18 protein-coding genes, 1 tRNA gene and 1 pseudogene are annotated in these 23628 nt (G+C 59.8%); 12 read left to right on the top strand and 8 right to left on the bottom strand.

Annotation, left to right across the window (positions count from 1 at the left end):
- On the bottom strand, positions 1-4767 hold a 4767-nt coding region (locus QP994_RS09780), incomplete at its 3' end, for a DUF6531 domain-containing protein (RefSeq protein ID WP_284866560.1).
- A gap of 514 nt (positions 4768-5281) precedes the next feature.
- Here QP994_RS09780 and QP994_RS09775 point away from each other — a divergent pair.
- Entirely contained in the window at positions 5282-6850 is a 1569-nt protein-coding gene (locus QP994_RS09775) for an MFS transporter (RefSeq protein WP_284866558.1), read from the top strand.
- Here QP994_RS09775 and QP994_RS09770 read toward each other — a convergent pair.
- Positions 6822-8018, bottom strand: coding sequence for an alpha-amylase family protein (locus tag QP994_RS09770; protein WP_284866556.1), 1197 nt, complete (start codon positions 8016-8018; stop codon positions 6822-6824). The genes QP994_RS09775 and QP994_RS09770 overlap by 29 nt on opposite strands.
- Before the next feature lie 129 nt (positions 8019-8147).
- Between QP994_RS09770 and QP994_RS09765 the strand changes: the two genes are divergently transcribed.
- Together QP994_RS09765 and QP994_RS09760 are read left to right on the top strand one after the other, a co-directional pair.
- Positions 8148-8348 carry a helix-turn-helix transcriptional regulator gene (locus QP994_RS09765; protein WP_284866554.1) on the top strand — a complete coding sequence of 67 codons (201 nt, stop codon included), beginning with the start codon at positions 8148-8150 and terminating at the stop codon, positions 8346-8348.
- A gap of 24 nt (positions 8349-8372) precedes the next feature.
- Complete coding sequence (locus QP994_RS09760) at positions 8373-8876, top strand: hypothetical protein (protein WP_284856310.1); 504 nt, start codon at positions 8373-8375, stop codon at positions 8874-8876.
- A gap of 296 nt (positions 8877-9172) precedes the next feature.
- Here QP994_RS09760 and QP994_RS09755 read toward each other — a convergent pair.
- Positions 9173-10405, bottom strand: a pseudogene (locus QP994_RS09755) (glutaminase); the annotation flags it as partial.
- A 118-nt stretch (positions 10406-10523) separates the two neighbouring features.
- On the opposite strand from QP994_RS09755, the gene QP994_RS09750 reads away from it, so the two are divergent.
- The gene (locus tag QP994_RS09750) at positions 10524-11387 is read left to right on the top strand and encodes an SDR family oxidoreductase (RefSeq protein ID WP_284866550.1); all 864 of its coding nucleotides are present in this window, start codon (positions 10524-10526) and stop codon (positions 11385-11387) included.
- 7 nt (positions 11388-11394) lie between these two features.
- On the opposite strand, the gene QP994_RS09745 is transcribed toward QP994_RS09750, so the two are convergent.
- The 3 genes from QP994_RS09745 to QP994_RS09735 all read right to left on the bottom strand — a co-directional run bounded on the left by QP994_RS09745 (position 11395) and on the right by QP994_RS09735 (position 12857).
- Complete coding sequence (locus QP994_RS09745) at positions 11395-11967, bottom strand: carboxymuconolactone decarboxylase family protein (RefSeq protein ID WP_284866548.1); 573 nt, start codon at positions 11965-11967, stop codon at positions 11395-11397.
- A gap of 43 nt (positions 11968-12010) precedes the next feature.
- Positions 12011-12658: an MIP/aquaporin family protein gene (locus tag QP994_RS09740; RefSeq protein WP_284866546.1), complete on the bottom strand. Its 648-nt coding sequence runs from the start codon at positions 12656-12658 to the stop codon at positions 12011-12013.
- A 115-nt stretch (positions 12659-12773) separates the two neighbouring features.
- Positions 12774-12857 (bottom strand) — tRNA-Leu (locus QP994_RS09735).
- 154 nt (positions 12858-13011) lie between these two features.
- Here QP994_RS09735 and QP994_RS09730 point away from each other — a divergent pair.
- The 8 genes from QP994_RS09730 to crgA all read left to right on the top strand — a co-directional run bounded on the left by QP994_RS09730 (position 13012) and on the right by crgA (position 22092).
- Entirely contained in the window at positions 13012-13812 is an 801-nt protein-coding gene (locus tag QP994_RS09730; protein ID WP_284866544.1) for an FHA domain-containing protein, read from the top strand.
- A 21-nt stretch (positions 13813-13833) separates the two neighbouring features.
- On the top strand, positions 13834-14295 hold the full coding sequence (locus QP994_RS09725; RefSeq protein WP_284856315.1) for an FHA domain-containing protein FhaB/FipA: 462 nt from the start codon (positions 13834-13836) through the stop codon (positions 14293-14295).
- Positions 14292-15656 carry a PP2C family protein-serine/threonine phosphatase gene (locus QP994_RS09720; protein ID WP_284866542.1) on the top strand — a complete coding sequence of 455 codons (1365 nt, stop codon included), beginning with the start codon at positions 14292-14294 and terminating at the stop codon, positions 15654-15656. The genes QP994_RS09725 and QP994_RS09720 overlap by 4 nt, the downstream gene beginning before the upstream one ends.
- Positions 15656-16957, top strand: coding sequence for an FtsW/RodA/SpoVE family cell cycle protein (locus QP994_RS09715; protein WP_284856317.1), 1302 nt, complete (start codon positions 15656-15658; stop codon positions 16955-16957). Before QP994_RS09720 ends, QP994_RS09715 begins: the two co-directional genes overlap by 1 nt.
- On the top strand, positions 16954-18402 hold the full coding sequence (locus QP994_RS09710) for a penicillin-binding transpeptidase domain-containing protein (RefSeq protein ID WP_284866540.1): 1449 nt from the start codon (positions 16954-16956) through the stop codon (positions 18400-18402). The genes QP994_RS09715 and QP994_RS09710 overlap by 4 nt, the downstream gene beginning before the upstream one ends.
- Positions 18403-18404: 2 nt before the next feature.
- Positions 18405-19778: a serine/threonine-protein kinase gene (locus QP994_RS09705; protein ID WP_284866538.1), complete on the top strand. Its 1374-nt coding sequence runs from the start codon at positions 18405-18407 to the stop codon at positions 19776-19778.
- A 14-nt stretch (positions 19779-19792) separates the two neighbouring features.
- Entirely contained in the window at positions 19793-21739 is a 1947-nt protein-coding gene (pknB, locus tag QP994_RS09700) for a Stk1 family PASTA domain-containing Ser/Thr kinase (RefSeq protein WP_284866536.1), read from the top strand.
- Between the two features lie 77 nt (positions 21740-21816).
- Positions 21817-22092, top strand: a complete 276-nt coding sequence (gene crgA, locus QP994_RS09695; protein WP_284856321.1) for a cell division protein CrgA — start codon at positions 21817-21819, stop codon at positions 22090-22092.
- Between the two features lie 291 nt (positions 22093-22383).
- Here the strand turns inward: crgA and QP994_RS09690 are convergent, their stop codons facing one another.
- Together QP994_RS09690 and QP994_RS09685 are read right to left on the bottom strand one after the other, a co-directional pair.
- A complete protein-coding gene (locus QP994_RS09690; RefSeq protein WP_284866534.1) occupies positions 22384-23031 on the bottom strand; it encodes a rhomboid family intramembrane serine protease in 648 nt (215 codons plus the stop codon).
- Entirely contained in the window at positions 23032-23553 is a 522-nt protein-coding gene (locus QP994_RS09685) for a peptidylprolyl isomerase (protein ID WP_284856323.1), read from the bottom strand.
- Positions 23554-23628: the final 75 nt, after the last annotated feature.

Below are 23628 nucleotides of genomic sequence, written 5' to 3'. Positions count from 1 at the left end.
GAGACCGAGCACGTCTACCCAGTGTGCTGGGTGACTGACATATCCCTGTGTTGTTGCAATATTGGGGTAAGCCCCCAACGGGTCTTGGGCGTTGTACATCCCAGCGTGAGGGTGGTAGTACCTGAAACGGTTGTATGCCCAGCCAGATTCGGTGTCGAAATATTGTCCTGAATAAAGTAATGGGCACGTTTGTCTGCCGCGCCAAGAACGGCTGCCAAACAATGATTGGGTCGCCAGTCCAGTAACAACACCGTTAACTGGATCAATAATTTCCTGGGGTGAACCTGCTAGGTCGGTTAGGACAAAAGCGAATTGAGTGCTGATTTGTCCTTGCGTTAGATCTGCAGATTCCCCCTCGGGTTCGAGGCTGACTTGACCTATAAGTTGGCCCGTTGCAGGATCGGTAACCCAGACATAGCCTGAACCGCAGACAAGTTGGTCAATTTCGTTTTGTCGGTCACCGGTTGCACCTACCCTTGAAGACCCTACTGTTGTGCCAGCCATTGGCTTAGCAACGTAGGTGGTTTGTTGCGCAACTAGTTGGTTACCGGTATGGCCAAAAACCGTGCGGGTAAGGAGTTGTCCGGTTTCAGCATCTACACACTCCTTGGCAACACGACGCCCTAATGGATCGTAGATGTAACGATATCCGACTCCTGGTTCATCAGAGGACGAGAATCCGATGGGTTGCTCGCCAGTGGCGTAGTAGAAGTGGTGAACTGTCGGCTTTTTGCTGACACGCTTCGTCACCGTGCGAATTACGCGGCCTGCTTTGTCATAGAAGTATGCAGTTCGGCCGACACGTTTAGGCATTGTTCCATCGATCTCGAACTTGCCGTGTGCATCAGAGGTATTTGGAACGCTAGGATGCCGGTTGGGCTTCGATGCGCTGAATCCTTGAGGATTGTTGTAATAGGGCTCTCCCACACGTAGGGTGCCTATCCCCTGAAGTACACCAGCGTCTGAGTATTCGAATACTTCATCTGAACGAAGCACAGGAGCGTCAATAGTTTCGGAGGCCAGTGTTCCAAATTTGGAAGGCTGCCTCGAAAGTCTTGTCACTCGGCCATTTACATCAAGGTCGTATGTGGTGACTCCACGTAAGTAGTCAGCAATGCCCTCAAGCGCCCCGTCTGGACGCCAAGTGAAAAGCCGCGACGATAAAGTGCGCATACCGCCCGAGGCTTTAGAATCCAGCGCTTCTAAAGTGTCGCCGGTAATTCGCCCGAGCGAGTCAATGGAAAGAGTTCTGACCAATGATTCGGTCGTAATGCGATTACGAATACCGCGACTGTTTACCCCGTAGCCTATATGTGCAACGGTTTCTTCAACCTCACTGCCCAGCGTACGACGGACCAGGTTGCTAGATGTGATTTCGCTAGATTGGTCACGGTTGAAGAAAGTAGTAAAAGTATCCCCAAGCGGGAGTGTTACAAGTTCTGCGGTGGCATTGCCCGCTTCGTCCCGATTGATTTCATGAGTGAACTGTTCGCCACTGGTCAAGGTCACAGTCTCGCGAACAGTTCGGCCGAAATTGTCGTGAGCGTAATGAATTTTCGCTTGTGGGCCGTTCATCTCTATGAGCCGACCCACTGCATCATAAACAAAAGAGGTGGTACCAAGCGCATCTGTAACAGATTCGACCTGACCCATGAGATTGCTCGTACGGGTTGTTACACCAGCAGGTGAAGAGGAAGTTTGAATCAAACCATCAGCGGTAATGGCGTTTGTCGTTGTTATCCCGTTGTAGTCAATCTGCTCGACAAGTTCGCCGTCTCGATCATACGAGTAAACCCAGGTGTTACCATCACCGTTGATCAGACGCACCGGCTCCATTTGAGTGTTGTACTCAATGCGAGTAGTTGAACCACTTGCGTCAGTAGTTACAGCCGGTTTATCAAAGACGGTGAATCTAGTTTTAGTAGTTGCTCCAATCTCATTGGTTACTGAGATCTTGTTTCCTTCGCCATCGTAGACCGCGCTCAGTGCGGTCCCGTCTGGCCGAGTAACTAGGGCCGGCCAACCTTCCGGCGAGTATTCAACGGCGGTAGTTGCGTTTTCTGCATCGGTGCTTTCTGTGATCAATCCACGAACGTCACGCACCATGTTGACACTGCGACCAGCTGTATCTGTTGCGCTAACAACACGTCCCGCATTGTCATATTGCTCACTGCTGGTTGTTCCATCGGGACGAGTAACGGATGAGGGAACGATCCCGCTGGGTCGGACATCGTAAGTAAAAGTTGTTGTTGCCCCTGTTGGAGTAGTCACCGATTTAATCATGCCAAAGGGATCGAGAACGCACTCGGTACTCAGGCCATCACGGCCGATGACACGAGCGGGGTTCCCCCAAGCAGCAGGTTCAATAAGAAACTCAGTACCGTCCCCATAGCGAGCACCAATGTGAATCCCGTCTGCGTTGATCTCAAATTCAGTTACCGCGCCTGTTGGGTCTGTGATGGATGTTTTTTGGTGGTAGTTGTTGTATGTGGTGTCTTCGGTGCGGCCTTCGGGTGTGATGATGCGCCATACGTCGCCTGCTGGGGTGGAGCGGTAGACGGTGGGGCGGATGTGGCCTAGGAGGTCGTCGTAGAGCCAGTCTTGTGGGACTGTCCAGTTTTTGTCGTCGCGTGGGGCTATCCGGCCGCGGCCGGTAAGGCCGGCGGTCTTAAGTCCGCCTTGGACGAGTGCTTGGTAGAGCGGGAGTTGTTCGAGGCGTTGGAAGTACTGCTCGATGACGCTGTCGCCTAGGGTAAGTGGGTCGTCTTGGAATTCACCGGCGGTTTCTAGTGCTACGCATACTGTTCCGCCGGGTGGGGCGTCTGTTCCTTCATCGGGGCCCCAGTAGACGATGTTGGGGAACATTCCGCCGGTGCCGACTTGGGATTGCACGCGGCCGTGGTGGTCAAAGCGGTAGTAGTAGGACACATCGTTGCGGTCTGTCCATGCGTGTATTCGGCCGGCGTGGTCGTAGTGGTATTTCAACGCGCCGTCGTTGGAGTTGATTACTCGGATGAGTTGGCCGTAGGTGTCGTACTCATAGGAAATAAGGCGTAGGGGTTTGTCATTTGGGTGTGTTGTTGGGTTTGACACATCAACGTGGGCTACTTTGCCCACAGCGTTATCCCAATGCAGTGTGATAATGGTGTCATCGGATCGTCGCATTTGTACCATGTGGCCGGTTGTCAGGTCCCATGTGTAGTCAATGGTGGCACCGGTGTGGTGTGTCACTGAGGACACACCAATTTCAATGCCCATGTTGAACACATCAGCAACGCTGCCTGCAGGAACTGTGGCTGCTATATACGTTCCTCCCAGCGATGGGGAGCAATCTTTGATCCCTACGGCTGTGGTGTCGGGTGTGGGTGTGGTGTCAAACAGGCGGAAAGTGTAGGTCAGGCCAGCGGCAATATCGCGTACCCGGTAGGCACCGTCGGCGTAGGACAGCAACCATGGTCGGCCGTCAGCGCGGACTTCTGAGCCGTCCTTAGGGGCAGGTGGGAAGGTGATCAAGGCGCCGTCGGGGGCAAGCATGAGCACTTCGTCGTCGCAGACTTCAATGCGCACATCCATTGTGGAGACCCATCGTGGGCCTAGTGCGCGGCCTAGCTCATAGTTGGTGTTGGCGTTGCGGTCGACCCTGAGTGGCAAAATGCCGTCGATGAAGACATCAGTTTTAAAGTCGACCATGTTGCCGGTGGCCATATCGACTGGCTCAAGCCGGAAACAGATCTCTTTACCGCGGGTGATTGTGCGGAAATAAGACTGCGCCAACTTCTCAGTTGTCACCGCTTTAAGGCCGTCAGCGGACTTCAAGGCGGCCTGCATCGCGGCTTTGCTGGTAGCAGTTTTGACCCCAGAGAGTGTTTTAGCCCCCACACGCGACATTGTGGTAGCGGTTTTCGCCACCTTGGGGCCGAATTTACCGGCTTTAGCTGCTTTACCTAAAAGTCCTAAAGGCCCAGCAGTAGCCAGATCAAAAAGGGCTTCACCCCAGCTACACCCACCGGATGCGGCCAGCAAAAGTTTCAACCCGACCCCAATGCCAAGGATGATTGCCCCGAGGACGGGGCAGACAAACATCAGCAAACTACCAATAACCTGCAGCGCATCAGAGATAAGAGACAACACATCGGCGTGCTCAAGCATGAAGTCACTTAATCCATCCCACGCTTGCTTGAACAGGTTAGGGTTTTCCTCAAACCGCTGCTTAGCCTGCTGCGCAATAGCATCAACCTGGGTGCGGACCTCACCGCCAAGGGCATCTTTAATCCCCTCAGCTGCTTGTAGGTCCGCCTCCCACACAGCAATCGCAGCATGATAGTCCGCCATCGCCGCAGCCACTGCAGCACTACCAGCACCAGCAGTACCAGCAGCAGCTGCTTCAGCAGCGTGTACTTCAGCTACCGCTGTTTGCACGTGCCCATGATGTATTCGCGCAGCCTGACGCAGCGTACGCATCTGGGTTTTCAACCCCTCCAACGCCGTGGCGTAATGGTCAATAGCATCAGCCACACCCACATGGGCATCACCTGTGGTGTTGAGATTGTTCGGGAAATTCGCGTTCATCAACTCACGGAACTGATCCCCCTCAGTACCAACGAACCCACCATCATTAATCGCACGCATACTCGAAGCAGCCTTTAACGCTGCCTCACCAAAACTGCGCCACCGCAGCGCAGCAGCATGCAACGTAGCCGGACTGCCACCCAAACGAAAATGCACCGGATCAAAACTCATAAAAGGCGCCAACGGCACAACCGGCATAAACCCCCACAACCTCCCACAACAACACCAAGCGCACACGTCAGCGCAAACTGAGCGGAAGCTTAATAACACCTAAAAGGTTACGCAAGGTACAACACGCGCGTGCGCGAATATTTCGCGGTGAAGTTGCCTGGAAGTTATGGATAACCCCAGAAGCCCCGAGACATAACCTAAAGCGATGTCTCGAGACAACACATGGCACATTAGCAAGTATCTGGTTCCGTGACATCGTTACGCACGTCTCATGACATCGTTCCAGCGGAAACAACGTGCTCGACAACACACCACAGTTGCCCCACACACAAACTTCCTGACACCCCTAACCACAACTATCCACAGGTGCTACACGCTCAAGCACGCGATGGAACACACGAAGAAGCCACATAACAAGCACAAACAGCCCGGTTCCCTCGAAACCCAAAAAAGTTTCGGGTACTTGGCGCGGAATCAACCGGTCGGTCGATGTTGGGTGATCGGAGGCGGTCTTACAGTCGGGATTGAAGAAAGGAATACTGTGAGCACCACACAAACAACCAACCCCGGCCGGTGGAAGGCTCTGACGGTTTTGGCCGCCGGACTGTCCCTGATTGTGCTCGACGGAACCATCGTGGGCGTGGCCTTGCCAACGATGATTTCCGCCCTCCACCTCACCCTCACCGACGCCCAGTGGGTCAACGCTATTTATAACGTCATTTTCGCGGCCCTCCTGTTGGGGTCGGGCCGATTGGGGGACCGGATTGGGCGGCGCACCACGTTCATTGCAGGTGTGGTGCTGTTCGTTGCCGGCTCCCTCCTTGCCGCGACAGCGACAGGGGCAGGCAGCCTGATTGCCTCGCGCGCGGTGCAGGGCGTGGGTGGGGCGTTGGTGTTGCCGGCGACGTTGTCGTCGGTAAATTCGCTCTTCCACGGTAAGGACCGCGCGGCGGCATTCGGTGTGTGGGGCGCGGTGATGAGTGGCATGGCGGCGCTTGGGCCTCTTCTGGGTGGCGTGTTGACGGAGTATGCGTCGTGGCGCTGGATCTTCTGGGTCAACCTGCCGCTGGGGCTGCTGGTCATCGCTGGCATCATCGCGTGGGTGCCGCAGACGCACGGGAAGCAGAACGTTCGCGGTGTGGACGTCGACGGGCTACTCACTTCCGCGGTCGGCTTCGGCCTGGTGGTGTTCGGCCTCATCGAGGCGACCACGCTCGGCTGGTGGGAGAAGAAGGCAACGCTCCACCTCGGCCCGTGGGAGTGGCCGGCCAACTGGACCATGTCGCCTGTTCCGTTCGCGATCGGGATCGGGCTCATCTTCATCAGTCTATTCCTGCGCTGGGAGCTCCACCGCGCCCGCAACGGCCGCGACGCGCTGCTGGATCTGAGCCTGTTCAAGGTGGGCACGTTCTCCTGGGGCAACCTGACGGCGGCGGCGGTGGCTATCGGCGAGTTCTCCCTCATGTTCGTGCTGCCGCTGTTTCTGGTGAACTCGATGGGGCTGTCCACTCTCACCACTGGTGTTGTGCTGGCGGGGATGGCGTTGGGCGCGTTTGCGTCGGGGGCGTCCGCACGCCATCTGGCGGCGCGGCTCACGGCACCGGGCGTGGTGGTGCTCGGCCTCGCACTGGAGGTCATCGGTGTGGCGCTGCTCGCCTGGGTGGTGGCGGCGCAGGCGTCGGTGTGGCTGGTGGTGGTCACGCTGGTTGTGTACGGCATCGGTCTGGGGCTTGCGTCGGCGCAGCTCACATCGACGGTGCTCGGGGATATTCCGGAGGAGCTCTCGGGTTCGGGTTCGGCCACTCAGTCGACGGTGCGCCAGCTTGGTTCGGCGTTGGGTGCTGCGATCGCGGGATCCGCGCTGGGGATGGCTATGTCGCGCACGATCCCGGCGACGGGCGTGCCGGAGGAGTTGGCGCAGGCCACGGAGTCATCGGCAGGTTCGGCGATCACGGCGCTGCGCGAGACGGCTGGGGCAAGCGCGGAGGTCATCCGCAGTCTGGAGGCCGGGTTCGCCCAGTCGGCGGCGTGGTCGATCGGTTTTTCGGCGCTGTTTCTGGTGCTTGGCCTGGTGGGTTCGTTTATGGTTCTGCGGGCATCGCGTAAATAGTCTCATCGCCACTGCTCACGCGCACGCCGGGCGTCGGTTGGAGCCAAGCCTCGACGAGAAGCTTATCCGCGCCATCGGTCACCTCATACCGAATCGTCTCATTCGTCTTGTCTAGGACTTCGACCGTGGCCCGGGTGAGCCACGGGTGGCGGCGGCGCAAACCAATGAGGGCTTGGTGCTCACGGAAGATCCAAGCGCCAAGATCGGAGAGTTCTTCGGGGGTTGCGGGCAGGGCCGGACGGACGGGGTCGTCCGCGCTGAAGCCTTCCCCGCGCATGGCCTGAAAGCCTTGCTCATCGCCGTAGTAGATGCTAGGCATTCCGGGCAAAGTCATGAGGAAAGCCAAGGCCAGGATCGCTTTTTCGGGGCCGACCTTGGCGGCGATGCGGTCCACGTCGTGGTTGCCTATGAAGGTGTTGGGGACCATCGCTTCACACACGGCGGCGTGGCGGGTGAGGGAGTGGTCGAGTTCCCAAAAGTTTTCGTCGAAAAGCGAACTCCAGATGGCTTTCCACAGTTCGTATTGCGTGACGGAATCGAGGGTGCCGTCGGTGGCGATGTGGACGTAATCACCGTGGATGACTTCGCCGAGGAAGAACGCGTCGGGGTAGTCGGCACGGACGCGGGCCAGCACGTCGGCCCAAAAGGCGGGCGGGACAGAATAGGCGACGTCGAGACGCCAGCCGGCGATGCCGCGTGCGAGCCAGAACTTCATGATGTCGGTGACCAGTTCTTTCACGCGTTCATCATCATGATGAAGGGTGGCTAGGTCCTCGTGGCCCTCCCAGTTGGTGCTACCAGCGAGGCCTTCGGCGACCAATGGGTGGGTTGCGTCGACGTGGTTGAACACGCCGTCGAGCATGATTTTGATTCCGCGGCGGTGACATTCGTCGATAAGCCAATCGAAGTCCTCGTTGGAGCCTAGGCGGGGGTCGATGCGGTAGTGATCGAGCGTGTCATAGCCGTGGCTGACGGAGTCGAAGATCGGGCCGAGTAGCAGGCCGTCGCAGCCGAGCTCGATGAGGTAATCCAGCCACGGCTCTAGCTGGCGCAGGCGCGGTGCGGCATCCGAACCGTCCCCGGCGCGGTCCCGGATCGGGGCGCCGGTGGCCCCAAGGGGGTAGAGGTGCCACCAGATGGTGTCCATGGCTTTCGACGCATTGCTCATGCGACCCATCGTAGTGTTCACGCAGCGTGGCGCCACTATGCGTAACTTTGTGTCAAGTTTCCTTTACATCTAGTCATGTTTGTTTTATCGTATGGGTAAGCCACCGAACACACCAAAGGAGGCGGAAACATGGCAAACATGGTGAGGCAGTGGCGGCGCTGGATGGATCTTTCGCAGGCCGAGCTCGCGGAGAAGGTCGGGGTGTCGCGGCAGACCATCGCCAATATCGAGAAAGGCAACTACTCCCCTTCCGTGCACCTCGCGCTTGATGTGTGCCGGGTCCTTGGCAAAACGGTCGAGGAAGTCTTCGGGGATGAGCAGAACAGCTAACCGCACAAGAAAGGCACGATTTCAATGAGCATCTTCACAACCATCGGTGACAATGTCCTGTCTAAAGTGACTGGTCACGTCGGTGATGAATACCAAGAATCCATGGTGCACAAGTCCCAGACCGTGGCGTTTAGCATGGTGCCCACGTTCAGCTTCCTCGCCGGCGCAATCTTGGCGTGGACTATTCCAGGTCAACGTTCCTGGCTATCATTCCTGGTTTTCCTGCCCGTTATAGTGCCGGAGCTCATCGGTTCAGGCTGGCTGAAGGATCACGCACCGCGCCCGAAGGGAAACTTCAAGGGATACCTTGGGCTTACCTTACTCAACCTTGCATTGGCGTTGGTCATGGTCGCGGGAATCGCTTTCAACGTGGGTGACGGCCAATGGTCGCTCCTCACAGGGGCCATCTTCGGTGGAGTTGTGGCCCTCATCTTCGCGCCACGCATCTTGGCCAGGCGCAACGCCCAGGACGAAGAGCGACTCAACGCCCAGGCAGACGTGCAGGAAGACTTACAGGCAGACCTGTAAGAAGAATATAGGGTCTAATCCTGCTGGGTGAGCGGCTTGAGGCGCTTGCGGATCTCCCCGCGCCAGTGCTTCGCCGCCTCCTCGTAGCGGGGCGTAAGACCACGGTGGGTGACCTGGACGGTGGGGGCACCATCGGCGTCTTTGCCGAAGTCGAAGATGATGTCGGACTCCGCCCATTTTTCGTCGGCGCTGTGCCAGACCAGGCGGTCACCGGTGTCATCTTCGGCGACGTCGAAGTCCACTTCCGGCTCCGCCAGAGCGGTGTAGGCCTCTTCCGGGGTGACGGTGAGCTCGAAGGATTCGGAGACGTCCTGGATGGAATCCACCTGGGTGCCGTCGGAGAATTCGTAGTCCGGCATAGCGGAGGCTGGGTCGTAGACAGCGACATCGAATCCGTCTTCGCGGAATTGGCGCAGGCCCTCCTTGACCAGTCGGCGGCCGGCGAGGTTGAAGGAGGTGACGTGGCGGAAATCAAGCACGAGGCTGTCGCCGACGAGCTTGCGTTCCACCAGGTCGTGGAGGATGGCTTCGGCGGCGGTGAAGTTGATCATGCCCTGCAACTCCACGATGTTGGTCTCGCCCTTGCGGTGCACCGCACGGATGCCCGGCGCGGAGTAGTAGTTGGACGCCATCATGTGCAGGCCCAGGGTGGAGGACATGCTTTGGAAGATCTCCACGCCGCGCACCGAATTGCCTTCGCTGTTGAGTCGTGGCGACAAAGAAGCGGCACCGAGCTGACCAGGCAGCGTACCAATCAGGCCACCGGCCACACCGGATTTGGCGGGGATTCCCACGGAGCTCATCCAACGGCCAGACCCGTCGTACATGCCGCAAGACGCCATCACGGCCTGGGTCAGGCGGCACGCCTTGGCGCTTAGGACCCGCTCCCCTGTCACTGGCTGCACCCCACCGTTGGCCAAGGTCGCGGCCATCACGGCCAAGTCCCGCACGGTGACCAGGATGGAGCACTGTCGCGTGTAGCTTTCCACCGCATCGTGCACGTCGCCGGTAATCATGCCGTATTCGCGCAGCATGTGGGCCAGCGCCAGGTTGCGGTCGGCGGTGGCCAGCTCGCCTTCCAGGATGGACTCATCCACCGTCAAAGATCGCCCGGCCAGGCGGGAGAAGGCCGAAAGGATCGCCGCATCATCCCCCACCATCCGGTTCACGGCGATGGCTCCGGCGTTGATCATGGGATTGTCAGGGCGGTTCGTATCGCGATCAAGCGAAAGCTCGTTGAAGGCCTCACCTGAGGGTTCCACTCCGACGTGCTTATGCACCTCTTCCTCCCCAAGCTGATCCAGCGCGATGGCGTACACGAAGGGTTTGGAGATGGACTGGATGGTGAATTCATATTCATCGTCCCCCACTGAATACAGGTGCCCGGAGCGGGTACACACCGCAAGCGCGAGTTTGTCCGGGTCAGCATTGCGCAAACCTTCGATGTAGTCGGCGTTTGCGCCGTCGGTGTTGGGGCGAACCTCGTCGAGGATCGCGGTGAGATAGCTGGGAATCGGGCTGCGCGGCATGCGGTTCAGTCTAAGCCCGTTGGCAAAACCGGCATATTTCGGTGGCGAACTTCCCTAGGATACGGAGTGTTCCCCCTTTATTTTGACCATGAAACTAAAGTGGCAAAGGAGAACCATCATGAAGAATTCATACGCCGTGGTTACGGGCGCCGCCTCCGGCATTGGCAAGCAGGTTGCTATTCAGCTCGCTGCTGATGGGTGGCAGGTGGTCATCACTGACATCAACGATGAAGGTCTGCAGGACACCGCCCGGGAGATCGGCAGTGCGGTGCTGGATGCGACGGCGCTGGATGTGTCGGATCAGCCGGAGGTGGCCGAGTGGGGGCAGAGGGTTGCTGATAAGCATGGCGTGCCGCATTCCGTCTATCACGTCGGCGGAATTTCCATGTGGGGCAGCGTGGATTCGATGCCGCTGGAGAAGTGGGAAAAGCTTATCGACGTCAACCTCATGGGCACCATCCACATCATCCGCGCTCTTGTCCCGTCGATGATGGATGCCGGCCCCCTGACTGGTGCGGCTGCGAAGGAGTTGGGGCCGCGTCGCTTGGTGTGCGTGGCCAGCTCGGCCGGGATTTTGGGGTTGCCGTGGCATGCGGCGTATTCGGCGTCCAAAGGCGGTGTGCTGTCCATGCTGGAGGTCCTGCGCTTTGACCTGGCGCCGTACGGCATCAAGGTGCATGCGGTGGCGCCCGGCGCGGTGGACACGGGTCTGGTGCGCACCATCGACATTGACGGCATCGACCAGAACAACCCGCGCGTACAAAAGGCCAAAAAGCTCTTCCAAGGCCATGCCGTATCCCCCGCCAAGTGCGCCCAGATCATTCTGCGCGGGGTGCGGAAGAACAAGTACCTCATCACTACGGGTGGTGATGTGAAGCTTGGCCGGTGGGCGCAGGTGAACCTGCCGTTCCTGTACCGCTGGGCACTGACCGGTCTGAACCGGGCGTTCCAGTGGGTGGCTAAGGACGCGGCGTTGAAGTAACCGGGGGTTACTTCGGCTCGTCGAGAGGCACCTGGAGCACATCCATGAGGGTGGCCAGCCCGTCATAGTTGGTCACCAGCAAAAGGAGTGCGGTGAGCTCTTTCTCGTTGATGTGGCGCATGAGTTCGGCGTACACGTCGTCGGAGATTTGGCGGTGACGGATGAGGTCATCAGCGGCGCTGAGAAGAGCTCCGCGCCGACCCGTGAGGCCGTGCTCAGCTTGCTGTACTGCCTCGATGTCGGCGGCGGTGAGCCCGGCTTTCTTGCCCAAGTGCTTGTGGTGCTCCAGCTCGTACTGCGCATCCCGCAGGGCAGCCACGCGCAGGATGATCAGCTCAGATTCCTGGCGGGAGAGAATACCAAAGGGCATGAGCATCCCCGAATACACCAGCCACGGCAGGAAGTTGCGGCGCGCGCGGCCCACCGCCGGGAAGAGGTTGAGCGTCTTGCTGCCCTGCACGAGGCCCCCGATACGGTCCGCTAAACGCGCCAACACCGCCACCTCCCCGGGCTTTCCTGGGCCCGGGCGGGTAGCGGTGTTGATGGGAAGCTTGGTCAGTGGGAAGTTACGGTCAGCCATAGTTTCCTAGGCTAAACTATCCCGCTGCGAAGCGTTACAGTTTTTAGGCGTTGACGTTCTGCTCGTGGTCAGCCGGGCTGAAAACGCGGAAGGCCACAGCTGCCAGAGCGCCACCGATCAGCGGTGCAACGATGTAGAGCCAGATGTTTGCCCAGTCGAAGTTGCCGTTGACAGCAAGGCTGATTGCCACGGCCGGGTTGAAGCCGCCACCGGAGATGGAGCCGACAGCGAAAGCACCGGTCATGACGGTTGCGCCAATGGCCAGGCCGTAGAAGGAGTTACCGTCGGTGTCCTTGGAGGTGGCAACGTTGAGCACAACCCACACGAGGATGAACGTGAAGACAGTCTCAACGATGAAGGCCGGGGCGGTGTCAATCTGAGCCGCCGTCGGAGCCTCGGAGAACACGCCGCGGGTGATCAGGGCACCCACAACACCACCCAGGATCTGTGCGACCCAGTAGATGACCATCTCAGTCGCGGACATTGCGCCGCGCAGGAATGCGCCGAGGGACACAGCCGGGTTGAGGTGGCCGCCGGAGATGTGGCCGGTGGAGTACACCAGGACCATCAGGGCGAAGCCGATAGCGATCGGCGCAAACTGGCCAGCGGTGGTCACTGCGGACACGATAGCGAACACGAACAGCAGAGTGGCCAGGAACTCTGTACCGGCCTTGCGGATAATGTCGTTCATTACACGTCTTTCTCTTCGGGAAAATGAATGTTAGACCCGAAAGATCATAAGAGATAAACGCACTGAAAGACGAATAACCCGCCGGATCTGCACATCCGACGGGCCATTCTGTTCGTGCCCGGGGGGGGACTTGAACCCCCACGTTCTTGCGAACACTGGCACCTGAAGCCAGCGCGTCTGCCAATTCCGCCACCCGGGCGGGCGACTAAGTAAACATAGCACGCACCCAGCCACTATCACCAAATTGCGTGCTCAAAGGCCACTTTGCGTTGTGTAGCTAGGTTGTGTGCCCGCGAAACTCTATACTGTCTGTCGAAACTAGAGCGGTTAGCAGCGAAAGGAGGTGTGGGTAGATGGCCTTGATGGACCGGTTGGCCAAGTTTGACAGTGCTTTGCAGCGCGGTTTGGATAACGGTTTTGCGGCAGTCTTCGGCGGGCGTGTTGTTCCGGCGGAACTGGAGGAACTGCTCAAGCAGGAAGCCCAGGATTGTGTCGTGGCTCATGAGGATGATGATTTGGCGGTACCGAATGTCTACGCCATCGGTGTGTCATCGAAGGATCTGGAGAACCTGTCGCGGGACCCGGATCTGCCCACGCATCTTGCTGGCCAGCTCACCCGCTTCATCCGCAACATGAAGTGGAGCCTGTACGGGCCTGTGGTGGTGCGCGTGGCGGAAGAGTCGGGTCTGCGCACCGGCCAGCTGCGTGTGTCCTCATATGTTGATGCGACCCCGGATGTGGAAAGCGGGTTTGACGCAATCGTTGCGGCCGCCCGCCCATCGCACGAGGCTAAACCACAAGAAACCGCAGCTCAGCAAAACCAGCCAGACCAGGAGAATGCTATGCCCACCCCTTCCGTGACACTGCTGCTCCAGGATGGATCCTCGCGGACGTACCAAGTTCAGCAGGGGTCGACGATTTTGGGTCGTTCCAATGATGCGGATTTCCGCCTGCCGGATACTGGGGTCTCGCGCCAGCATGCGGAGATTATTTGGGATGGCCAGACGGCATTTCTGGTGGATCTGCAGTCCACGAATGGAACGACGGTGAATGATCAGCCGGTAGAAAATTGGGAGCTGGCTGATGGTGATGTGATTACACTCGGCCATTCAACGATTGAGGTGCGCATCGCCGGACCGCGGCAGAGCGTTTAGAGCGGAGGTTGCTGGATTCTTATGGATAGTGCTCTCATGCTCGGGGCCCGTTTCGGCCTTTTGATTCTTTTGTGGCTGTTTATCTTTGTGGTGCTCGCAACACAGCGCAAGGATATTAAGGCAGCTGAGTTGGGTGTGCGGCGGGCGACGTCGGGGGCGGCGCCGGTGAGGGGGGCGTCGAAACGCGAAAAGGCGCGTGAGGTGGTCGTCGTGGAGGGTCCTCTGCAGGGCTCGTACATGGAGGTGGCCAGCTTGGAGGCGCTGACGCTGGGCCGCGCGGATGATAATGATTTTGTGTTGGGCGATGATTTTGCCTCCGCACGCCATGCACGGCTGTTCCGGCGCGGGTCGGAGTGGTTCGTGGAGGACCTAGATTCGCGTAACGGCACGTTCGTGGATGGATACCGCATTGACCAACCTGAGCGCGTCCAGGTGGGCACGGACATCAAGATGGGGCGCACGATTGTGAGGTTGATGCCATGAGCACTCTCAAGCTGAACTTTGCGGCTGTTTCGGACCGTGGCCTCGTGCGCGGCAATAATGAGGATTCGGCGTATGCCGGGCCGCACTTGCTGCTGCTCGCCGACGGCATGGGTGGCCATGCCGCTGGTGAGGTTGCCTCACAGCTCATGGTTGAGCACATGGAGCACCTTGACCGCGACCCGGAGGATGCGGATGTGCTCGCGTTGCTGGGGGCGGCGGCAGACGATGCGAATGCGGCGATTCAATCATCCATCGCCGAAAACCCTGAACAAGATGGCATGGGCACAACTCTGACGGCGCTCATGTTTAATGGCACCCAGTTTGGCCTGATTCACGTGGGCGATTCACGTGGTTACCGTCTGCGCGACGGGGAATTGACGCAGATCACGGTGGATGACACCTTCGTGCAGTCCTTGGTTGATCAGGGTAAGTTGCAGGCGGAGGATGTGTCGTCCCACCCGCAGAAGTCCCTCATTTTGAAGGCGTACACGGGCCGGCCGGTGGAGCCGTACCTTGAGCTGCTCGACGCGCAGCCGGGTGACAGGTATCTGCTGTGTTCGGATGGCCTGTCGGATCCGGTGACGCATGAGACGATTGCGTCCACGGTGGGCACGGGCACGCCGGCGGAGGCCGCGCAGCGCCTCATTGAGCTCGCTTTGCGTTCGGGTGGGCCGGATAACGTCACCGTTGTCATCGCTGATGTTGTGGACACGGAGGCAGATGATTGCCCAGAGTTACCTGCTAAGTCGGCGCTCGCTGGGGCTTTAGCGCTTGTCGACGAATCTTCGCACCCCGACACCGCCGCCGGCCGCGCCGCCAAACTGGTGCGCACCCAAAACCGCTCGCAGTCCTCGGGTGGGGCGAAGCAGACGGACACTCCGGCTGCTGACGATGAGGAGGATCACCCTCGACGCTTCCCCTGGACAACGTTGATTCTCGTGCTCGCCCTAGTTGCGGCGGGTGTTGTTGGTGTGTGGTGGTTTGACCGCGCGAGTTCGAACACGTACTCCATCACTGTCAATGACGCTGATGAGTTTGTGATTGAGCAGGGCTTTACCAGCAGCATCTTGGGCAAGCAGTTGCATAAGCCAGTGCAACAGATCTGCATTAATGATGAGAACCAGATCACGGTGGTAGATACGGACGAGGTGCCGAAGGACTGCCAGCGTTTCGGTGTGGCTGATGTGCCGGAATCCACGGCCGCCCGGGTACATACCTTGGGTACTGGCTCGTATTCTGAGATCTCTGACCAGGTGAACCGCCTAGCAGATGAGGCGTTGCCGGCGTGTGTGGATAAGACCGACACCTCAGCAGAGACTGACCAGGCTGGCTCCTCACAGAAGTGCCGGGAGGTGTCCTAGTGCGCCAAATGTTTTCGCGTGGCCGGGAGCTTTTCCTCCTGGTGTTGTCAGCGGCGTTGCTGCTGCTCATGCTCGTGGGCTTGGAGCTGTCCCAGGGCAATGCGTTAACGGTGGACATGCTCTGGCTCGTTGGCGGGTTCATTGGTGTCTACGCGATTGCGCATGTGGCGATGTGTTACGCCGCCCCGCACGCAGACCAAGTGTTGTTGCCTACGGCGGCCACGCTGAACGCGATTGGTTTGGTGATGATTTACCGGCTGGACATTGCCAAAGGCTGGCACCTAGCGGAACGCCAGGTCATCTGGTCCCTCGTTGGTGTGCTGATCTTGGTGGCCACTCTGCTGGTGGTGCGGGATCACCGGGAGCTTAGCCGTTTCTCCTACCTGCTTGGTTTGATGGGTTTGGTGCTGTTGGCCCTACCGCTGGTGTGGCCACAGCCACCGGATGCGGAGGCCCGCATTTGGATCTGGCTCGGCCCGTTTTCCATCCAGCCGGGTGAGTTTTCCAAGATCTTGTTGTTGGTCTTCTTCGCCCAACTTCTAGCGCAGAAACGCTCCCTGTTCACCGTGGCGGGCTACACCTTGTGGGGCATGACGTTCCCGCGTTTGCGTGACCTGGCGCCGATTCTCTTGGTGTGGGCGATTGCCATTTTGATCATGGCTGTGTCCAATGACTTCGGTCCGGCGCTGCTGCTCTTCGCCACTGTGCTGGGCATGGTTTACTTCGCCACCGGCCGCACGAGTTGGCTGGTCATCGGCATGGGACTGGTGGCCATTGGTGGTTTTGCGGTGTACCAGATCTCCGACAAGATCCAGGACCGTGTGGAGAACTTCCTCGACCCGATTGCCAACATTGATAACACCGGCTACCAGGCAGCCCAAGCCCTGTTCGGCTTGAGCTGGGGTGGCGTGACGGGCACTGGCCTGGGATTTGGCCACCCCGAGACCGTCCCAGTGGCGCACTCGGATTACATCCTTGCTGCGATCGGTGAGGAGCTGGGGTTGGTTGGTCTGGCCGCTGTACTGATCATCTTCACCATCTTCATCACCCGTGGTTTCCGCACTGCCCTGGCTGTGCGCGATACATACGGAAAGCTCATCGCCTCGGGTCTTGCGCTGACGATTGCGGTGCAGGTTTTCGTGGTCACCGGCGGTGTCTCGGCGCTCATGCCCATGACGGGTTTGACCACGCCGTTCATTTCCGCCGGTGGTTCAGCAGTGATGGCTAACTACATGTTGTTGGGTTTGTTGCTGCGCATTTCCAATAACGCGAATAGGCCGGTTGAGGAGGTGGCGCAGTGAATTCGTCGATACGCATTGGCGCGATTGGTTCCCTCGTGCTCACGGTGATTTTGCTGATCAACCTATCGTGGGTGCAGGTTTTCCACGAAGATGAGTACGCGCGCAACCCGCGCAACTCGCGCAATTTCGTGGAAGCCAAGCAGATTGAGCGCGGTCAGATCAGTGCGGGTGGGCAGATCCTCGCCGAGTCGCTTGTCGACGAGCAAGGGTTCTACCAGCGCACCTACCCCAACATGCCGGTCTCCTTTGCCCCAGTCGTGGGTTACTTGTCGGACCGTTATGGTGTGGCCGGCCTGGAACAGGGTTTCAATGCCAACCTCAATGGTGAGACGCATGCAACGGGCAGCCGTTTCTTGCGCACCACTGAGAAGCGCGTGGGTGATTCGCTTGAGCTGACGTTGGACCCGCAAACGCAGGCTACCGCCTTTGACCAGCTGGACAGCCACGGATACGAGGGGGCTGTCGTGGCACTGCGCCCATCTACCGGTGAGGTTCTGGCCATGGCGTCGAGCCCGTCCTACGACCCGAATGGTGTGGCCAACCCGGATGGTGCGGCCGCGGAGGCTGCCTGGAATTCCATCACCTCTGATCCGGGTAACCCGCTGCTCAACCATGCGGCGCAGGAGCAGTTGCCGCCGGGCTCGATTTTTAAGATCATCACCACGGCCGCCGGCCTTCAGCACGGCTACACCCCGGATTCTCAGCTGACGGCGGAATCCGCGATCACGCTGCCGGGCACGGAGGTGCAGCTGACCAACTACGGTGGCCAAACATGTGGCGGTGGTGGCACCACCTCGCTACACCAGGCCTTCACATTGTCCTGCAACACCGCTTTCGTACAGATGGCTACCGAACTCGGTGATGGCCCCTTGCGCGACGCCGCCACCGCCTTTGGTGTGGGTGCCCAGTATGACCTGGGGCTGCCCAACGCGGCTGGTTCCCTGGGTGAGCTAGAGGACCTCGCGGCTGTGGGTCAAAGTGCGATTGGCCAGCGCGACGTCACCATGACGACAATGCAGGCTGCCGTGATGGCTGCCACCGTGGCCAATGATGGCCGCCGCATGGAACCGCAGGTGGTCCACCGCATCATCAGCCCGAAGATGAAAACGGTGCGTGACTTCCGTGCACGCCAGGCCGCCGAGGCGCTCAGCCCGGATGTGGCTGATCAGCTCAAGGACCTCATGCGCAGCTCTGAACGCAACACGTACGGCTACAACGGCAACAACTACGCCTCCAAGACCGGCACCGCTGAACACGGCGAGGGCTTGGCACCACACACCTGGTACGTGGCGTTTGATGAGGAGAAGGATGTGGCAGTTGCCGTCGTGGTGAAGAACGGCGGCGGGCTCGGCGACGGCGCCACCGGCGGCCGAGTTGCCGCTCCCATTGGCCGCACTGTCCTGGCTACCGCCCCCGGCGCGGGTGACCAGCAGGGAGGAAACTAACCATGAATACTGACAACCGCGAAGAACTCCAAAGGCTCATCGGCCCCGACTACACGTTGCAGTGGGTCATCGGCCATGGCGGCATGTCCACCGTGTGGTTGGCGGATGACCCGGCGCATGACCGGGAGGTAGCCATCAAGGTGCTCCGCCCGGAGTTCTCTGCCAACGAAGAGTTTCTGGCCCGCTTCCGCAATGAGGCCCACGCTGCTGAAGGCATCACCTCCGAGAACGTCGTGGCCACCTATGACTACCGCGAAGTCCCCAGCGGGGAGGGCTACGCCATGTGCTTCATCGTCATGGAGTACATCCGCGGCGAGTCCGTGGCTGACCTCCTCCATCGGGAGGGCTACCTGGAAGAATCCCAGGCCCTCGACATTCTGGATCAAGCCGCCCACGGCTTAGCCGTCATCCACGACATGGGTCTGGTGCACCGCGACATCAAACCGGGCAACCTCATGCTCACCCAAAACGGCAAGGTGAAGATCACGGACTTCGGCATTGCCAAGGCCGCCTCCGCCGTCCCGCTCACCCGCACCGGCATGGTGGTGGGCACAGCCCAATACGTCTCACCGGAACAGGCCCAAGGCCAACCGGTTAACGCGGCTAGTGACGTTTACTCGCTGGGTGTTGTGGGCTATGAGCTGTTGTCGGGAAAGCGGCCGTTTACGGGGGATTCGTCGGTAAGCATTGCTTTGGCCCACGTATCCAACAACCCTCCGCCACTGTCCACGGGGATTTCCGCGCCGACGCGTGAGCTGATCTCGATCGCCCTGCGCAAGGACCCGGCAACCCGTTTTGCCGACGGCACGGAGTTCCAGCACGCCATCGCTGATGCGCGCGCGGGCCGCCGCCCGACCAAGGTTTTTGCTGCCGCGACCCCACCCAAGCAACACGCATCCACGGCGGAACTGGCCGCGGTGAACCACGGGACCACGCACGTGCCGGCAGTGCAACACGCACCGGCACCAGCCCCTGCGAAGAAGTCCGGCGGCTTTGGCACCGGCATACTCATCGCCCTGTTCACACTCGTTGCCATCCTTGGCGCCGTGTGGGCTTACACCTCCGGGGCGCTGGATGGCTTGCTGGGAACGGAACCTACTCCGACCACTACCAGCAGCACTACAAGTTCCAGCAGCGAAACGGTGACCACGGAATACACCACCGTGACGGAACCGGCGACGACAACTACGCCATCCACATCCAAGACGGAACCGTCTACGCTGTACAACACCACAGAACCGGAGGAACCTAGCGCGCCCGAGCCGGAGCCACCGCACACGTCTGCGCCGGCTCTGCCAAGCGAACACCCCACTCCCTCCCCTGCCCCGAACCCCATTCCGGACTTCAATGGAGTCCCTGGTCTGCCGGACCTGTAATTTAAAGGAGCATCATGACTCTTATTGGTGAGCGTTACCAGCTAGGTAACTCCATTGGCACCGGCGGCATGTCCAACGTCTACGTGGCCACTGACATCCTCCTTGGGCGTGAAGTGGCCGTGAAGATGCTCAAGGTGGATATGGCGCGGGATGAGAACTTCCGTGAGCGGTTCCGCCGGGAGGCGCAAAACTCTGCGCGCCTGAACCACCCGAACATCGTGGCTGTGTACGACACGGGTGAGACAGACGTGGATGGCGTATCCGTGCCCTACATCATCATGGAGCGTGTGAAAGGCCGTGACCTGCGCGCCATCGTGCGCGAGGATGGTCCGCTGAGCCCGGAGGATGCCGCTGAACTGCTGCTTCCGGTCACCTATGCGTTGCAGGCCAGCCATGACGCCGGCATCATCCACCGGGATGTGAAGCCGGCGAACATCATGGTCACCAGCACCGGTGAGGTGAAGGTGATGGACTTTGGCATCGCTCGCGCGTTGGATGATTCCACGGCGGCGATGACGCAAACCTCCGCCGTGATCGGCACCGCCCAGTACCTTTCCCCGGAGCAGGCCCGCGGCCGGAATGCGGATGGGCGCAGTGATGTTTACGCGCTCGGCTGCGTGATGTACGAGGTCGTGACAGGCACCCCACCCTTCGAAGGTGAGACCCCGTTTGCGGTGGCCTACCAGCACGTCCAGGAAGACCCGGATCCGCCGAGCACCCGGATACCCAACCTCACCGAGACGGAAGCGGTGAATGTGGATGCTGTCATCCTCACCGCAATGGCAAAGCACCCGGCGGACAGGTACCAGTCCGCCACGGAGATGAGCGAGGACCTCGAGCGCCTCTGCCGCGGCGCCGTGACTCAGGCCGCGCGTAACCATGTCGCGCACCCGCAGGAAGAGCCGGAGTACGAGTACGAATATGAGTACGAGTACGTCAATGACCCGGCCGAAACCACGGTGGTTCCACCGTCGCGCTACCAGCAGCACCGCAATGAGCAGAACGGTGCGTCGCGCCAGGGCATGAAGGTGCTCGCGTTGCTGCTGGCGGCGATCATCGCGTTGGGCGGTGGTGCGGTGGCGATCAACAAGGTCCGCGATGCGATCGGCCAGTCGAATTCTATGGTCACAGTGCCAAGTGTCGTGGGCAAGGCCCGCGCAGATGCTGTTGCTGAGCTCGAGGACCTGGACCTCCAGGTCACGGTGAATGAGGCCCCGCACCCGGATGTTCCGCGCGGCGAGGTCCTGTCCATCAACCCGACGGAGGGTTCGCAGCTGAAGCGTGGCGCGAATGTCACGCTGACGGTCTCTTCGGGTCGGGAGATCACGGATGTGCCGGATCTCACGGATCTCACGCCGCAAGAAGCAGCGGCTGAGCTGGAAAAAGCGGGGCTCAAGCTTAACGACGACCTCCAGCGCGACTCCTCCGACACCGTCGAAGACGGCAAGATCATGTCCCAGAACCCAGCTGGCGGTACCCAGATTTCAAAGGGTTCGAAGATCTCCGTCACCGTGTCCACTGGCCGTGAGAAGGTCAAGGTTCCGGCGATGCGTGGCATGAATATCGCACAGGTGGAAAGCACCTTTGAATCGTTGGGGCTCAAGACCACCCGCGTTGATGTGGATTCTTCCCGCCCCGAGGGTGAGGTCTTGGCCATCGCCGGCGAAGGCACAGAAGTGGCACGCGAAACCACCATTGAACTGAGGGTTTCCAATGGCCAGATGATCCGTCTGCCGGACTTGTCCGGGCAGAGCCGTGAGAACGCTGAGGCGACCCTGGGCGAGATGGGATGGTCCGGCCACCTGGTTACCGGCGATCTGTTGGACACCGCGAACCCCTCCCAACATGGCACCATCGCGGGCCACCGCCCGGGCCCGAACCAAGAGGTCCGCAAGGATGGTGACATCACCGTGGATCTGTGGCGCAACCCAGTCGTCGAAGGCGTCCAAGGGCTGCTGTAGTAACTACTACGGCGCCCACGGTGGTAGAGTCACACAACAGTTACAGGTAAAAGCAAAGGTAAAGGACATTCACCGTCATGCCTAAGGCAAAGGTCACTAAAGACACCGCCAGCACCCCGCTGACCACGTCCACCGGTGTGAACCGCACCCCGGTGAAGATCAACACCGGCGGCACGCCCGTCTGGTACAAGGCCCTGATGTTCGGGCTCATGCTCATTGGTCTGCTGTGGATGATTGTAAACTACCTCGCTGGCCCATCCATCCCACTGATGAATGAGCTTGGCCCGTGGAACTACCTCATCGGTTTCGGTGGTTTGATCTTGGGTCTGCTCATGACCATGGGGTGGCGTTAACCCCTTCATCCGCTCTTCCTAGCCAGCGCTTCCACTCGTGTGGGGCGCTGGTTTTTTGTGGATAAAGCCGGGTGGTTATCCACAATTACCCACCCTGTTTCTTATCCACAATGTGGGGCGTGAGTTCTCCACATCCTCCCTTCCCCACTGTGCAAAACGCAGGTCAGCCGTGAGAATTTCCTCGCCATCTTTTCCCCACAGGCTGTGGGATCTGGGACGCACGTGATTTACTCACAGGTTTGTCCACATTCTGTGGATAACTCAGGTGTGGAGGAGTGTGGAAGCCTGTGCTTAACCCCACTGTGGCACCAACACCGCTGCGAGCGCGAGCACCAACCCACCCATAGCGCCGGCCCAGCGAACGCGCTCATCAGGGGAGGTCAACGGTCCAGCCATGAGCGCACCAACAGTCAATCCGCCGAGGTGCCCCCACAGGCTCACACCGGGACTGAGCAGGGTGTAAGCAATGTTGCCCAACACCAGCACGAGTGGCGCCCTTAGGTCCGCGCGACTCCGCGCGGCGATGCCCACCAGAATGGCCATGAGCATGTACAACGCCCCGGAGGCCCCGGCGGTGGGCTGGTCCCATGCGAAGGTGAGCACGGCAGCGGATCCGCCGAGCACACCCGCCAAGTAGGCCACTACATAAGGTCCTGTGCCCACCGCTCTTTCGACCACTGCACCGATGAACACGAGTGTGATCAGGTTGACCGCCAGGTGGGAGATGTCCACGTGGAGGAAACCCGCGGTGAGCGCACGCAGAATGCCCGTGTCCGAGGCGGTGACGGCTGGGCCCCACAGCACAAACGTGGAACCAATCCCTGAACCCCAGACGACATCGGAGACAGAGCGAGACTGAAGGGCCGTGAGCACGAAAACCCCCGCACACAGCAGCGCGATGACTGTTGTGGCGGGGGCGCCGTAAAGAAGTTTCTTCACTTACTCGACGGTCACGGAGTTGATCACAACGTCCTCGACCGGGCGGTCCATGCGGCCGGTCTGAACATTAGCCAGCTCATCGACGACCTTGCGGGACGCCTCATCGGTGACCTCGCCGAAGATGGTGTGGCGGTTGTTCAGCCACGGGGTGGCGTCTACGGTGATGAAGAACTGGGAGCCGTTGGTGCCCGGGCCAGCGTTAGCCATGGCCAGCAGGTACGGGCGGTCAAACTGGAGCTCTGGGTGGAACTCGTCAGCAAACTGGAAGCCGGGGCCGCCGGTGCCGGTGCCGGTCGGGTCACCGCCCTGGATCATGAAACCAGGGATGATGCGGTGGAAGATCGCGCCGTCGTAGAACGGGCCTTCGGTGGTGCCGGAGGCGTTCTTGGTGGAGTACTCCTGGGTGCCCTTGGCCAAGCCGGTGATGATCTCCACGGTGTTCGGCGCGTGGTTGCCAAACAGGTCGACCACGATGTCGCCGTGGTTGGTGTGGAACGTCAGTGTTTGAGTCTTCTGTGTCATGGGCACCAGGGTACGCGATCGCGCACCCGTTCCGCAGATCTACCCAGGCAGAACCCAGGCGCAGCCTGGCTAGAC

The organism is Corynebacterium sp. MSK044, assembly GCF_030232825.1.
Classification (GTDB): domain Bacteria; phylum Actinomycetota; class Actinomycetes; order Mycobacteriales; family Mycobacteriaceae; genus Corynebacterium.
This window is presented reverse-complemented; position numbering and strand designations above follow the sequence as displayed.